This is a genomic window from Kitasatospora sp. NPDC056327, assembly GCF_042261735.1.
In the GTDB taxonomy this organism is placed as follows: domain Bacteria; phylum Actinomycetota; class Actinomycetes; order Streptomycetales; family Streptomycetaceae; genus Kitasatospora.
Map to the genome: position 1 here is coordinate 1 of NZ_JBHJRC010000220.1, position 13,947 is coordinate 13,947.

Here is a 13,947-nt window from a genome sequence, read left to right on the forward strand (position 1 = left end):
CCCCGTACCCGACCAGCGGCCGTTCCACCTCCGCGGCGGGCGCGGGAGCCGCGCCCGCCGCGAGCGGCCGCGCGCCCTCGCCCGGCGACACCGCGACCGTCACCAGCGGGGCCCCGACCGCGATCTCCTGCCCCACCTCGCCGAACAGCGCGGTCACCACCCCGCCGTACGGACAGGGCACCTCGACCACCGCCTTGGCGGTCTCCACCTCCACCACCGGCTGGTCGACGGCGATCACCTCGCCGACCCCGACCATCCAGCGCACCACCTCCGCCCCGGTCAGCCCCTCACCGAGGTCGGGCAGGGTGAACTCGCGCACGACGGGCATCATCCTCGGTCCTCCCACTGGAGCCGGGCGACCGCGTCCAGGATCCGGTCCACCCCGGGCAGGTGGTGGTGCTCCAGCATCGGCGGCGGGTACGGGATGTCGAAGCCGGTGACCCGCAGCACGGGCGCGGCCAGGTGGTGGAAGCAGCGCTCGGTGACCCGGGCGGCGATCTCCGCGCCGGTGCCGCCGAATCCGCCCGCCTCGTGCACCACGACGGCCCGGCCCAGCGAGCGCACCACCCGCGTGACCGTCTCGTCGTCGAACGGCACCAGGGTGCGCAGGTCCAGCACCGCGAGGTCCCGGCCCTCGGCCCGGGCGACCTCCGCCGCCTCCAGGCAGACCGGCAGCGAGGGCCCGTAGGTGATCAGCACCGCGGACGTCCCGTTCCGCCGCAGCACGGCCCGCCCGACCGGCTCGACCGGGACGGCGGGGTCGAACTCCGCCTTGCCCCAGTACATCCGCTTGGGCTCCAGGAAGACCACCGGGTCGTCCGAGGCGATCGAGGCCCGCAGCAGTCCGTACGCGTCGGCCACCGTGGCGGGCGTGACCACGTGCAGCCCCGGGGTCGCGGTGTAGTAGGCCTCCGAGGCGTCGCTGTGGTGCTCGACACCGCCGATGCCGCCGCCGTACGGGATCCGGACGGTGATCGGCAGCGGCAGCCGGCCGGCCGTGCGGTTGCGCATCTTGGCGACGTGCGAGAACAGCTGCTCCATCGCCGGGTAGGCGAAGGCGTCGAACTGCATCTCCACCACCGGCCGCAGCCCGTACATGGCCATGCCGACGGCGGTGCCGAGGATGCCCGCCTCGGCCAGCGGGGTGTCCAGGCAGCGGTCCGGGCCGAACTCGGCGGTCAGCCCGTCGGTGATCCGGAAGACGCCGCCGAGCGCGCCGACGTCCTCGCCGAGCACGTGCACCGCCGGGTCCTCGCGCATGGCGTCGCGCAGCGCCGCGTTGAGCGCCTGCGCCATGCTGGCGGTGCGGGGGGTCACGGCTGTCGTCATGGGTGCTGCACCTCGGCCTCGGCGGCCAGCTCCTCGGCCAGCCGCGCGGCCTGCTCGCGCAGCTGCGGGGTCGGCTCGGCGTACACGTGGGCGAACAGGGACATCGGGTCGAGCTCCGGATCGGCGTGGAACTCCGCGCGCATCCGGGCCGCGAGCGCCTCCGCCTCGTCGGCGGCCTCCCGGACCAGGGCGTCGTCCAGCAGGCCGAGGCCGCGCAGCGCCCGCTCCGTCAGCACGACCGGGTCGTGCTCCCGCCAGGCCTCGACCTCGGCCCCGGTCCGGTAGCGGGTGGCGTCGTCGGCGTTGGTGTGCGCCTCGATCCGGTAGGTGAGCGCCTCCACCAGGGTCGGGCCGCCGCCGGTCCGGGCCCGCTCGACCGCCTCGGCCAGCACGGTGTGCACGGCGGGGGCGTCGTTGCCGTCCACCAGCCGGCCGGGCATGCCGTAGCCGACGGCCTTGTGGGCCAGTGTCGGGGCCGCGGACTGCGCGGTGAGCGGGACGGAGATCGCGTACCCGTTGTTCTGCACCAGGAAGACCACCGGGGCGCGCAGCACGGCCGCGAAGTTCAGCGCCTCGTGGAAGTCGCCCTCGCTGGTGCCGCCGTCGCCGAGCATCGCCAGCGCGACCACCGGCTCGCCGCGCAGCCGGGCGGCGTGCGCCAGTCCGACGGCGTGCGGGCCCTGGGTGGCCAGCGGGGTGCAGAGCGGGGCGGTGCGGGTGGCGCGCGGGTCGTAGCCGGTGTGGGCGTCGCCGCGCAGCAGGGTGAGCGCCTCCAGCGGGTCCACCCCGCGGGAGACGACGGCCAGGGTGTCGCGGTAGCTGGGGAACAGCCAGTCGTGCTCGCCGAGCACCAGCGCGGCGGCGACCTGGCAGGCCTCCTGCCCGGTCGAGGCCGGGTAGACGGCCAGCCGGCCCTGTTTGGTGAGGGTGGTCGCCTGCTGGTTGTAGCGGCGGCCGACGACCAGGCGGCGGTACAGCTCGCGGAGCAGCGCGGGGTCGTACTCCTCCAGCGCGGGCGTGCCGAGGACGCGGACGGGAGCGGGGTCCGGGAGCAGCGGCGACGGGTCGGTGCGGGGGGCGGTGGCCCCGGGCAGCCAGCCGGGCACCGCCGTGTGGTGTCGGTGGTCGAGAACGGTCATCTCGGGCACCTCCAGGGGTAGTGGGGGCTCCCTACCGATTGTTCGGTCGTCTGTTCATCTTGACCAGAAGCGTGCGAAGGTGGTGGACAATCGGCCCGGGCGGCGGTCGACTGGGGGCAGTGCGTCCAATCGGCGAGGGTGGGGGGTCATGTCGGCTGAACAGATGTCCAGACTCGACCGGGTCGACCGGGCGATCCTGCGGCTGCTGCAGCAGGACGGTCGCGCCTCCATCCGCTCGGTGGCCGAGCGGGTGCACGTGTCCCGGGCGAACGCGTACGCCCGGATCTCCAGGATGGTCGAGGACGGCGTCATCCGCGGCTTCACCGCCCGGGTGGACCACGAACGCGCAGGTCAGGGCGCGTCCGCGTACATCACCCTGAAGATCGTGCAGAACTCCTGGCGGACCGTGCGGGAGCAGCTGCTGGCCCTGCCCGGGGTCGCCCACATCGCGCTGGTCGGCGGCGACTTCGACGTCCTGCTGCTGGTGCACACCGCCGACAACCACGCCCTGCGGGAGCTGGTGCTCAATCGCATCCAGTCCATCCCGCAGGTCCTCGGCACCCGCACCATGCTGGTCTTCGAGGAGACCGACCAGGTGCCGCCCGACCAGCCGGCGCCCCGGGGCGCGCCCCAGGACAAGCCCTAACGGGCCCGGAGACCGTCGAAGGCCAGGTGCACCACCGCGTCCGCGACCCCGTCGGCGGCCCTCAGGCCCGGCCGGTACCACTCCACGATCGAGTTGATCATGCCGAAGAGCAGCCGGGTGGCCAGCCTCGGCTCGACGTCCGCCCGCAGCGAGCCGTCCGCCACCGCGGCCCGCACCAGCTCGGCCACCTCGTGGTCGAAGTCCCGGCGGCGCTCCAGGGCCCACTGCTCGGTGGCCGTGTTGCCGCGCACCCGCAGCAGCAGGGTCACGTAGGGCAGCTCCGCCAGCAGCACCTCGGCGGTCCGCCGGACGACGTGCTCCAGCCGGTCCACCGCCGGGCCGTCGACCGCGGCCGGCTCGGCCAGGATCGCGAACAGCCCGTCCAGCGCCCGCCCGACGGCGAGCCGGAGCAGCTCCTCCTTGCCGCGCACGTGGTGGTAGATCGACGACTTGGAGATTCCGGCCGCGCGCGACAGGTCCTCCATCGACGTGCCGTCGTAGCCGCGCTCGTTGAAGACGTCGACGGTCACCGCGAGCAGGGACTCCACGGTGTAGGCGGTACGCGTGGTGTGATCGGCCATCCTCCGAGTATCCCCGCCCGCCCCGTCACGACCGCGCCCGGGTGCCCTGGTCCACACCAAATCCCGGCCGCAGACCCTAGACTCGGCGGACGATCCGTCCACGGCCGAGCAGGTGGAGTAGCCGCATGAGCGCAATACCGGCAGTCGAATCCGATCTGCCCGAGCAGCGCGACGGCGACACCGCGACCGCCCCGGCCGACGACTGGCGCGAACGCGCCCGCGGCCTGGTCCTGCGCTTCGGCCCCGCCGTGTGGTGCTACGCCGTCCTGAAGCTGGTCGGCTTCACCGTCTTCATGAAGCTGCTCTCCTTCTCCGGGGACTACCTGGAGAAGCACCCCCGGTTCGGCGGCGGCGCCAACCCCTGGGACGTGCTGGCCAGCTGGGACGGCTGGTGGTACCAGCAGGTCGCCCAGTTCGGCTACGACCCCGCGCTGGTGCCCGTCCCCAACGGCGTCCCCGGCTTCACCGTCCAGCAGAACTCGGCCGCCTTCTTCCCGCTCTACCCCGGCCTGATGCGGCTGGTCTCGGACATCGGCCCGTTCGGTCTCTACGGCGCGGGGATCCTGGTCTCGGTGGTGGCCTCGCTGTTCGCCGCCGCCGGCATCTACGCGGTGGTGGACCGGATGGCCGGGCAGCGCGCGGGCGTGATCGCGGCCGGACTCTGGGCGATCGCCCCGGGTTCGGGCGCCGAGTGGGCGCTCTACTCGGACTCGCTGTTCATCGCGCTGGCCGCCTGGTCCTGCTACTGCGTGATGACCAAGCAGTGGGTCGCGGCCGGTGTGATCACCCTGATCGCGGGCCTCAACCGGCCCACCTCGGCGGCGCTGATCGGGGCGGTGGGCCTGGCCGCGCTGGTGGAGCTGTACCGGCGGGAGAGCGGGGTGCTGCGCCCGCTGGCCGCGATGCTGCTGGCCCCGGTCGGACTGCTGGGGTACGTCGGCTGGGTCGGCTGGCGGATGGGCGAGTGGGGCGGATACTTCACGCTCCAGCGCAACGCCTGGCTGCACTACTTCGACTGGGGCCAGGGCACCTGGGCCGCGGTCCGCGGCATCCTGCTGGGCCGCAACGACTACCCGTTCGCGTACCACACGGCGGACATGCTGGCCACGCTGCTGGTGCTCAGCCTGCCGGTGCTGATCGTGCTGCTGATCCGGCTGCGCCCGCCGCTGGTGCTGACCGCCTACACCCTGGCCACCATCGTCTCGGTGCTCGGCAGCCTGGGCATCTTCGGCAACACCTCGCGCTACCTGCTGCCGGCCTTCCCGCTGCTGATCGCGCTCGCCGTGGCGATGCGCAGGCTGAGCTGGCCGGTGCTGGCGGGCGTGCTCGGCACCGGGGCGCTCGCCTCCGGCTGGTACGGGAGCTACGTCATCTTCGAGCTGGGCATCCCGTAACCCCGGCCCCCACGACCCCGCGGGGGCGCGTCCGGTCCCCGGGCGCGCCCCTCGCCGTCCCCCGGCCGGGTTTCCCCGGCCGGTCCGGTTTGCCCCCTTGAGCCGACCGATCGTTCGGTTACTCTGTGACGTGTCCCGTCCTCCCCTCTGAGGAGCGCACACCATGTCCGCAGCGGTCACCCACCCCCTCGTCGCCGAGCTCACCGAACGCCACCGGGCCACCCTGGAGGCCGCCCTCGACGCCGCCGCCAAGCGCGACTACTGGTCGCCCTACCCCGAGTTCCCCAAGGCCTACGGCGAGAGCGCCGCCGCGGACGGCAGGGCCGCCTTCGAGTCGCTGCTGAACCGGCCGTTCGACCTCCCCGGCCACCCCTCCGAGGGCGACCCCGTCGGCGGCGAGGCCTCCCCGTACGGCCTCGAACTGGGCATCGGCTACCCGCACTCCGGCCCGGACGCCCTGATCACCGCGCTGACCGCCGCCCGCCCGGCCTGGGCCGCCGCCGGGCCGCTCGCCCGCGCCGCCGTCGCGCTGGAGATCCTGGCCCGGATCAACGCCCGCTCCCACGAGTTCGCCAACGCCGTGATGCACACCACCGGCCAGGCCTACCCGATGGCCTTCCAGGCCGGCGGCCCGCACGCCCAGGACCGCGGTCTGGAGGCCGTCGCCTACGCGTACGCCGAGCAGACCAGGCTGCCGCGGAGCGCCGGCTGGACCAAGCCCCAGGGCAAGCGCGACCCGCTGGTGATGACCAAGGAGTTCACCGTCGTCCCGCGCGGCCTGGCGCTGCTGATCGGCTGCAACACCTTCCCCACCTGGAACGGCTTCCCCGGCCTGTTCGCCTCGCTGGCCACCGGCAACCCGGTGCTGGTCAAGCCCCACCCGCGCGCCGTGCTCCCGCTGGCGCTGACCGTCCGGATCGCCCGCGAGGTGCTCGCCGAGGCCGGCTTCGACCCCAACACGGTCTGCCTGGCCGCCGAGCACGAGGGCGGCACCGTGGCCGCGACGCTGGCCGTGCGCCCCGAGATCAGGCTGATCGACTACACCGGCTCCACCTCCTTCGGCGACTGGCTGGAGGAGCACGCCGGACAGGCCGAGGTCTACACCGAGAAGGCCGGCGTCAACACCGTCGTCGTCGACTCCACCGACGACTACCGGGGCATGCTGAACAACCTGGCCTTCTCGCTCTCGCTGTACAGCGGCCAGATGTGCACCACCCCGCAGAACCTGCTGATCCCGCGCACCGGCATCGGCACCGACCAGGGCACCAAGTCCTACGACGAGGTGGTCGGCGACCTGGCCCGCGCCATCGAGGGCCTGCTCTCCGACGACGCCCGCGCCACGGCCGTCCTCGGCGCCGTGGTCAACCCGGGCGTGCTGCGGCGCTCGGCCGCCGCCGCCGGCGGCGAGTACGGCGAACTCGCCCTCGCCCCGCGGGCGGTGGAGCACCCGGAGTTCCCCGGCGCGACCGTCCGCACCCCCGCGCTGGTCAAGCTGGACGCCGACAAGCCGGACGACCGGACGGTCCTGAGCGCCGAGTGCTTCGGCCCGGTCTCCTTCGCCGTCGCGGTCGGGAACACCGCCGCCGCCGTCGAGTTGCTGCGCGAGACCGTCCGCACGCAGGGCGCGATGACCGCCTCCGGCTACACCACCTCGCCCGAGGTCGAGGCCGCCCTGGTCGGGGCCGCCCTCGACGCCGGCGTCTCGCTCTCGCTCAACCTCACCGGCGGGGTCTACGCCAACCAGACCGCCGCCTTCTCCGACCTGCACGGCACCGGCGCCAACCCGGCCGCCAACTCCGCCTACTGCGACGGCGCGTTCGTCGCCGACCGGTTCCGCACCGTGGAGATCCGCCGACACGCCTGACCGCTCCGGACCGCCCCGCGGCGCACCGCCCGCCGGGGCGGCGCTCCGGTCCCCGGCCACGCGCCGGGGACCGGAGATTCACAACGCCGCTCCCGGGCAGCGATGATGGTGGCGGGGAGGCGCCACCACGGCGTCCAGCCGCCGTTCGATCACCGGGAGCCGATTACATGAGCGAGAAGCAGACCGTCACCGACGTCACCGACGTCCTCGTCGTCGGCGCCGGACCGACCGGCCTGCTGCTGGCCGGCGACCTCGCCGCCGCCGGGCTGGACGTCACCGTGCTGGAGAAGCGCACCACCGGGTCCGAACTCACCCGGGCCTTCGCCGTGCACGCCCGCACCCTGGAACTCCTCGACGCCCGCGGCCTCGCCGACGAGCTCATCGCCGGCGGCCACCCGGTCACCTCGCTGCGCGCCTTCGACCGGGCCCGGATCGAGTTCGGCGGCCTGCCCACCCGCTTCCCGTTCGTCCTGCTGACGCCGCAGTACCGGACCGAGCGGCTGCTCCTCGACCGGGCGGTGGCGGCGGGCGCCCGGATCGTGCGCGGCGCCGAGGTGACCGGCCTGCGCCAGGACGCCGGGGGCGTCACCGTCGAGGCCGTCCGGGACGGCGCCGCCGAGACCCACCGGGCCCGCTACGCGGTCGGCACCGACGGCGTCCACTCCACCGTCCGCGACCTGCTCGGCCTGCCCTTCCCTGGCGAGTCGGTGGTCGACTCGGTGCTGCTGGCGGACGTCCGGCTGGAGCGCGAGCCGGAGGACGGCGTCGCGGCCGGGGCCGACGACGACGGCCTGACCCTGCTGATGCCGTTCGGCGACGGCTGGTACCGGATCCTCGCCTGGGACCGCAACGAGCACCTCGCGGACGGCGCCGTGCCGGACCCCGCTCTGCTCGCCGGCATCGCCCGCCGCGCCCTCGGCGAGGACTACGGGCTGCACGACGTCCGCTGGAGCTCCACCTTCCACAGCGACGAGCGCCAGGTGCCGAACTACCGCTCCGGGCGGGTGCTGCTGGCCGGCGACGCCGCCCACTGCCACTCCCCGGCGGGCGGCCTGGGCATGAACACCGGCCTCCAGGACGCCGCCAACCTCTCCTGGAAGCTCGCCGCCGTCGTCGGCGGCCGGGCCACCGACGCGCTGCTCGACAGCTACCAGGCCGAGCGGCACCCGGTGGGCCGGACCGCGCTGCGCGTCTCCGGCGCGATGATCCGGCTCGCCGTCGCCCAGTCCGCCGCCACCCGGGCGCTGCGCGGGGCGCTGGTCTCGGTCGCCGGGCACCTGGACGCGGTCGTCGAGCGCGGCGCCCGCACCGTCTCCGGCATCGGCATCGCCTACCCGGCCCCCAAGGACGCCCACCCGCTGGTCGGCAAGCGCGTCCCGGACCTGCGGCTGACCGCCCTGGAGCAGCCCCGCGAGGGCGCTCCGGCCGCCCCCGAGCGGCTCTACGAGGCGCTGCGGGCGGGCAGGTTCGTGCTGGTGAGCAATGACGAGGTGGCGGCGGCCGACCCGTGGGCGGACCGCCTGGTGACCGCCGCCCCGGCCGACCCGCACGGCAAGCTGCGCGACACCGTGCTCCTGGTCCGCCCGGACGGCCACGCCGCCTGGGCCGCCGTCGACCCGGGCGCCGGCGAGCTGCGCGCCGCGCTCACCGAGTGGCTCGGCGAGGCCTGACCCGGCCGCCGGGCCCGGGGGGACGCCGTCTCCGGCGTCCCCCCGGGATCACGCCCTCGCCTTCCCGTAGTGCCGCGCCGCCTTCGCCCGGTTCCCGCACACCGCCATCCGGCACCAGCGCCGGCGGCCGTTCTGCGAGGTGTCGAAGAAGTGCAGGACGCAGGCCTCGCGGGCGCACTTCCTGATCCGGTGCGGCCCCCGGGCCAGCAGCCCCAGGAAGTCGTCCACCGCCAGCCAGCCGGCCAGCCGGTGCGGCCCGTCCACCTCGACCCGGTCCACCGGACCGGCCGCCGAGGCCTCCCGGCGGACCCGGCCGTGCCGCAGCACCGCGTCCAGCCCCGCCAGTTCCGCCGGCCCCGGCTCCCGGCCCGCGTCCAGTGCCCGGACGGCCGCCGCCAGCGCCTCGCGCGCCTCCAGCAGGGCCGCCAGCGCGGCCCCGTCGTCCGGGCAGCGCCCGGTCAGCCCGGACGAGGAGAGCCAGATCGCCAGGCCGTCCGGCCCGGCGAGCAGGTCGTTGACCGGGGTCCCGGCCCAGCGGGTGTTCAGCAGGTCGAGCGCGAGCGGCTCGCCGAGCAGCGGGCGGGGGTCCCGGGGGTCTGCGGTCGGCTCCGTCATCGGCACTCCCTCGCTCGCGAACGGTTCCCGAGTCTACGTCCGGCCCCGTCCGCGCGGTTCCTGTCCGGAACCGGCCACGGGGCGGCCGGATCGCACCGGCCGTCCGGGGAAAGGGCGGTGTGTTTCCGTACTGTTCCAGGATCGATCACCGGGCGGCCCACGCACCGTGACCACTGTCATACGCACGACTGATGACGTAGCCTCTCGACCGTGCATAGGGTTCCCCACAGCTCGGCGAGGCCGTTGACGGCGCGTTCCGGCGCCGTACCGGGTCTGCCGAACCCGCTCGGTGGGGAAGGTAACCACATGGCCTCACAGCACCCCCAGGACGCACGACTCAGACTGGTCGGGCCGCGCCAGGACACACCCGCGCCCGCTCCCCGGCCTCCCGCTCCACCGCTGTCGCCCGCCCCGACCCCGGGGCGCCCGAGCCCCACCGGCGGCTTCGCCGACACCCTGCACGTGGCGATCGAGGCCAGTGGCCTCAGCCTCGACCGGATCCGTGCCGCACTCGCCCAACGGGGCGTCAGGGTCAGTGTCACGACGCTGAGTTACTGGCGGCGCGGACGCAGCCAGCCCGAGCGCGCCAGTTCGCTGCGCGCCGTGCACCTGCTGGAGGAGCTGCTCGGGCTCCCGCACTCCACGCTGTCCGCGCTGCTCGGCCCGCCGCGCCCGCGCGGCCGCTGGGCGGCCAACGCCAACACCAGCCACCTGCGGCTGGAGGACGTCTGGCCGGGCGAGCAGGACATCTCCGAGGTGTTCGCCGAACTGGACGCGCCGCCGGCCGGCGAGCTGGAGCGGCTCTCGGTCCACGACTCGTACTACGTGGACGCCGAGCGCCGCGGCAACCTGCTGCGGATCCGTCTGGTGGTGCGCGCCACGGTGGCCGGGGTGACCCGCTGCCTGGTGGTGCACAAGGCGGACGAGGAGGCGACCGGCTGCCCGGAGATCAGCGGTGTGCGGCACGGACGGCTCGGCCGGGTGCGCCGCCGCCGGGAGGCCGGGCTGATCGTCGGCGAGGTGATGCTCGACCGCCCGCTGGGCCTCGGTGACAGCACCGTCTTCGAGTACGAGGTGGAGATCCCGTCCGGCGGCGCCGAGACGATCGAGTACAGCCGCCGCTTCGCCACTCCGGTGCGCGAGTACGTGCTCCAGGTCCACTTCGACCCGGCGACCGTGCCGGCGCACTGCGAGCGGTACGACCGCGACCCGGGGGCGGACGTCGACCGCCGCCGCGAGCAGCTCTGGATCGGCGCCTCCGCCAGCGCCCACGTGCTCGCCCCCGACCAGCAGCCGGGCCACATCGGCATCCGCTGGGAGTGGGAGTAGCCGCACCGCGGCCCGGCGCCCGCGCGCCCGTTCTCCGGCACGCCGCCTTCCCGTTCTTGTCATGGCACAGTCATATTCGGAAAATCTAACCCTTCACACCGCCAGTACTGGTTGACCTCTCATCAGACTAACCACTAACTTCATCTGTATCGGTTAGCCAGCGGCGCCCCGGGGCGCCCTGACCACGGGAGTGATCAGGCATGTCCGGCACCATCAGCAGCACCCCGCAGACCGGCCACGTGGGTCTGAACGTCACCGACCTCGCCCGCTCCACCGCCTTCTACCGGCAGGTCCTCGGCCTGGAGCTGGTCGGGGAGGGCGGCGAGCCGGAGCACCCGTTCGCCTACCTCGGCCGCGACGGCCGCCCCACCCTCACCCTCTGGCAGCAGAGCGAGGGCGCCTTCTCCACCGCCGCGCCCGGCCTGCACCACCTCGCCTTCCAGGTCGACTCGCTCGACGAGGTGCTCGCCGCCGAGGCGCTGCTGCGCGGCCTGGGCGCCGCCTTCACCCACGACGGCGTCGTCCCGCACGGCGAGGGCGCCGACTCCGGCGGGATCTTCTTCACCGACCCGGACGGCATCCGCCTGGAGATCTACACCCCGACGGGCGTCCGCGGCACCGGCGCCGAGGCCCCCGCCGAATCCGCCCCGACCTGCGGCTTCTTCTAGACGGCACGACCGCCCCGGCAGGGACCCGCCCGAGGGAGGAACCAGACGTGACCAGCACCGGAACGCCCTACCACCCCGGCGAACGGGCCGCCCAGGCCCGGGCCGGCCGCACCGACCGGGCCGACCACTCCGGACGCGCCGTCGGCGGCACCGTCCCGGCGGTGGCCGCCCGCTTCCTCACCGGGCGGCGGGTACTGGTGGCCGGCGCCGCCGACGCCGACGGCCGGCTCTGGGCCACCCAGCTGAGCGGCCCGGCCGGCTTCCTGCGGGCGGCCGGCGAACGGACCGTCACGGTGGCCGCCCGGCCGGCCGGGGACGACCCGCTGGCGGCCGCCCTGGCCGGCCCCGCCGAGATCGGCACCATCGCCCTGGACCCGGCCGGCCGGCGCCGCATGCGGGTCAACGGCCGCTCCGTACCGGACGGCCGGGGCGGCCTGGTGATCACCGCGGAGCAGGTCTACGCCAACTGCCCGAAGTACATCCGGCGCCGCGACCCGGCGGACCGGCCGGGCGCCGGCCTCCCCCGCCGGGTCGCGGCCGGCGGCGCGCTGAGCACCGCCCAGCAGCTGACGGCGGCCACCGCCGACACCTTCTTCGTCGCCACCACCGGCCCCGACGGCCGGATGGACGCCTCGCACCGCGGCGGCCCGCCCGGATTCCTCCGGGTGCTCGGCCCGGACCGGCTGCGCTGGCCCGACTACCCGGGCAACAGCATGTTCATGACCCTGGGGAACCTGGAGCTGGACCCCCGGGCCGGACTGCTCCTGCCGGACTGGGAGACCGGCGGCGCGCTGCTGGTCACCGGCGAGGCCCGGACCGACTGGTCCGATCCCGCCGCGGCCGGCCTGCCGGGAGCGGAGCGGGTGGTCGACCTGACCGTCACCGGCGTCGTCGAACTGGCCGACGCGACCCCGCTGACCTGGGCGGAACCCCAGGATCCAGTGGCCGGCCCAGCGGTGGCCGGGCACCGGCCGGCGGCGCCCCGGGGCCGGTCCGACGACCCGTCCGGAACCGGTCGCACTGACGCCCGGACAGCCTGACCGAGCAGCAGTTCCGTGCCCGCACTACCTCTTTCGCCCGACCCGCGCCACGCCCGGGCGCCGAACGGTTGTCACCCGGACGGAGCAATCCACCGCGCCGACCAGGCGTCCGCTTTGGGACTTTGGTCCCGATAACACGCGCTGTCGCCCTGGGAAGGACCGTGCTGTCGGGCCGTTCACGGCCCGCCCCCGCACCGTCCCCCACCAGGAGAAAGAGGCGGAGTATGCCCCGAACCGACCAACTGTCCCCGCTGCTGGAGTTCGACGACGTCGAACCCGGCGACGACTGCATATGCGGGGGCTGCAACGCCCGGCGCCGCGCCCGGCTGCACGCCGCGCCGGTGCACGAGGGCGGGCACGCCGCGGCCCGCAGCGTCCGCCGCCGGGCCGCCGTGCTGATGGCCGCCGTCGGCACCGCGCTGGGCGGCGGCGCGGCCGGCGCGGCCACCGCCGCCGCGGCGCCGGCCCCGACCCCCACCCCGGGCGGCCCGGCCAGCCCCCGGGCCGGCACGCCGCAGGGGGAGGTCAGCGGCCTGTTCGGCGGCTCCGCCTCCGCCCGCTCCTTCGCCGCCCCGCGGATCGCCACCCCGGCGACCACCCGGGCCCGGATCATCGAGCGGGCCCAGCGCTGGGTCGACCAGAAGGTCCCGTACAGCATGAGCCGCTACTGGTCGGACGGCTACCGCCAGGACTGCTCCGGCTTCGTCTCGATGGCCTGGGGGCTCGGCAGCAGCCAGACCACCTGGACCCTGCCGGACGTCGCCGAGCGGATCTCCAGGGACGACCTCCAACCCGGAGACATCCTGGTCTACAACAACCCGGCCAGCCCGCAGTCGGGTTCGCACGTCACGATCTTCGGCGGCTGGGCCGACTCCGCCCGCACCCACTACACCGCGTACGAGCAGACCGCCCCGGCCACCCTCAAGCGGTCCACCCCGTACGCCTACTGGAACAACTCGGCCTCCTACGTCCCGTACCGCTACAAGGGCCTCTCCACCGGCGGCAACGGCGGCGGGAGCACCGGGGGCGGCAGCAGCGACGGCACCGCCTCGACCGCCTTCCCGGGCGCCGACAGGTTCGGTCCGGGCGCCGACAACGCGTACGTCACCAGGCTCGGCCAGATGCTGGTCCAGCGCGGCGGCGGCCAGTTCTACACCCAGGGCCCCGGCCCGCGCTGGGGCGAGGCCGACCGGCGGGCCACCGAGGCGTTCCAGCTCGCCCAGGGCTGGCGCGGCAGCGAGGCGGACGGCATCCCGGGCCGGGCCACCTGGGACCTCCTGGTCAACGGCAAGGGCCGGAACATCGACGGCGGCACCCCGCTGCCGCCCCCGCCGGTGCAGCCGCCGGCCACCGGCGGCACCGGCGCACCGGCCTTCCCGGGCGCCGACAGGTTCGCCCCGGGCGCCGCCAACGACTGGGTCCGGCAGCTCGGCGAGCAGCTGGTCCGCAAGGGCTTCGGGCGGTACTACACCACCGGACCCGGTCCGCGCTGGACGGAGGCCGACCGGCGCAACGTGCAGGCCTTCCAGGAGGCCCAGGGCTGGCGCGGCGCCGAGGCCGACGGCTACCCCGGACCGGACACCTGGAAGCGGCTGTTCTCCTGACCCGCCCGGGGTCGGCGCACCCGCCCCCGTCGGCGCCCGCCCGGCGGCCGGTTCACACCGGTGCGCCG

13 protein-coding genes are annotated in these 13,947 nt (G+C 75.0%); 8 read left to right on the forward strand and 5 right to left on the reverse strand.

The window, feature by feature from the left end:
• The 3 genes from ACFCX4_RS26415 to ACFCX4_RS26425 form a co-directional block, all read right to left on the reverse strand.
• The coding region (locus ACFCX4_RS26415; protein WP_376147160.1) for a biotin/lipoyl-containing protein at positions 1–328 on the reverse strand (328 nt) is incomplete at its 3' end.
• Positions 328–1,329 carry an alpha-ketoacid dehydrogenase subunit beta gene (locus ACFCX4_RS26420; protein ID WP_376147163.1) on the reverse strand — a complete coding sequence of 334 codons (1,002 nt, stop codon included), beginning with the start codon at positions 1,327–1,329 and terminating at the stop codon, positions 328–330. The genes ACFCX4_RS26420 and ACFCX4_RS26415, both read right to left, overlap by 1 nt.
• The gene (locus tag ACFCX4_RS26425) at positions 1,326–2,468 is read right to left on the reverse strand and encodes a thiamine pyrophosphate-dependent dehydrogenase E1 component subunit alpha (RefSeq protein ID WP_376147166.1); all 1,143 of its coding nucleotides are present in this window, start codon (positions 2,466–2,468) and stop codon (positions 1,326–1,328) included. Before ACFCX4_RS26425 ends, ACFCX4_RS26420 begins: the two co-directional genes overlap by 4 nt.
• Positions 2,469–2,631: 163 nt before the next feature.
• On the opposite strand from ACFCX4_RS26425, the gene ACFCX4_RS26430 reads away from it, so the two are divergent.
• The gene (locus ACFCX4_RS26430; protein WP_376147169.1) at positions 2,632–3,114 is read left to right on the forward strand and encodes an Lrp/AsnC family transcriptional regulator; all 483 of its coding nucleotides are present in this window, start codon (positions 2,632–2,634) and stop codon (positions 3,112–3,114) included.
• Here ACFCX4_RS26430 and ACFCX4_RS26435 read toward each other — a convergent pair.
• Positions 3,111–3,695 (reverse strand): TetR/AcrR family transcriptional regulator, encoded by a 585-nt coding sequence (locus ACFCX4_RS26435; RefSeq protein WP_376147171.1) that lies wholly within the window; start codon positions 3,693–3,695, stop codon positions 3,111–3,113. The two genes, ACFCX4_RS26430 and ACFCX4_RS26435, sit on opposite strands and share 4 nt — an antisense overlap.
• Positions 3,696–3,820: 125 nt before the next feature.
• On the opposite strand from ACFCX4_RS26435, the gene ACFCX4_RS26440 reads away from it, so the two are divergent.
• The 3 genes from ACFCX4_RS26440 (at position 3,821) to ACFCX4_RS26450 (ending at position 8,623) form a co-directional block, all read left to right on the forward strand.
• On the forward strand, positions 3,821–5,089 hold the full coding sequence (locus ACFCX4_RS26440; RefSeq protein ID WP_376147174.1) for a glycosyltransferase family 39 protein: 1,269 nt from the start codon (positions 3,821–3,823) through the stop codon (positions 5,087–5,089).
• A gap of 163 nt (positions 5,090–5,252) precedes the next feature.
• Positions 5,253–6,953 (forward strand): phenylacetic acid degradation protein PaaN, encoded by a 1,701-nt coding sequence (gene paaN / locus ACFCX4_RS26445; RefSeq protein WP_376147177.1) that lies wholly within the window; start codon positions 5,253–5,255, stop codon positions 6,951–6,953.
• A 167-nt stretch (positions 6,954–7,120) separates the two neighbouring features.
• A complete protein-coding gene (locus tag ACFCX4_RS26450; protein ID WP_376147180.1) occupies positions 7,121–8,623 on the forward strand; it encodes an FAD-dependent monooxygenase in 1,503 nt (500 codons plus the stop codon).
• A gap of 48 nt (positions 8,624–8,671) precedes the next feature.
• On the opposite strand, the gene ACFCX4_RS26455 is transcribed toward ACFCX4_RS26450, so the two are convergent.
• Positions 8,672–9,238, reverse strand: a complete 567-nt coding sequence (locus tag ACFCX4_RS26455; RefSeq protein WP_376147183.1) for a CGNR zinc finger domain-containing protein — start codon at positions 9,236–9,238, stop codon at positions 8,672–8,674.
• 306 nt (positions 9,239–9,544) lie between these two features.
• Here ACFCX4_RS26455 and ACFCX4_RS26460 point away from each other — a divergent pair, with 306 nt between their 5' ends.
• The 4 genes from ACFCX4_RS26460 (at position 9,545) to ACFCX4_RS26475 (ending at position 13,879) form a co-directional block, all read left to right on the forward strand.
• A complete protein-coding gene (locus tag ACFCX4_RS26460) occupies positions 9,545–10,567 on the forward strand; it encodes a hypothetical protein (RefSeq protein WP_376147186.1) in 1,023 nt (340 codons plus the stop codon).
• Between the two features lie 200 nt (positions 10,568–10,767).
• Positions 10,768–11,235 carry a VOC family protein gene (locus tag ACFCX4_RS26465; protein ID WP_376147189.1) on the forward strand — a complete coding sequence of 156 codons (468 nt, stop codon included), beginning with the start codon at positions 10,768–10,770 and terminating at the stop codon, positions 11,233–11,235.
• A gap of 47 nt (positions 11,236–11,282) precedes the next feature.
• Positions 11,283–12,275 (forward strand): pyridoxamine 5'-phosphate oxidase family protein, encoded by a 993-nt coding sequence (locus ACFCX4_RS26470; RefSeq protein ID WP_376147192.1) that lies wholly within the window; start codon positions 11,283–11,285, stop codon positions 12,273–12,275.
• Between the two features lie 224 nt (positions 12,276–12,499).
• Entirely contained in the window at positions 12,500–13,879 is a 1,380-nt protein-coding gene (locus ACFCX4_RS26475) for a peptidoglycan-binding protein (RefSeq protein ID WP_376147195.1), read from the forward strand.
• The last annotated feature ends 68 nt before the right edge of the window (positions 13,880–13,947 follow it).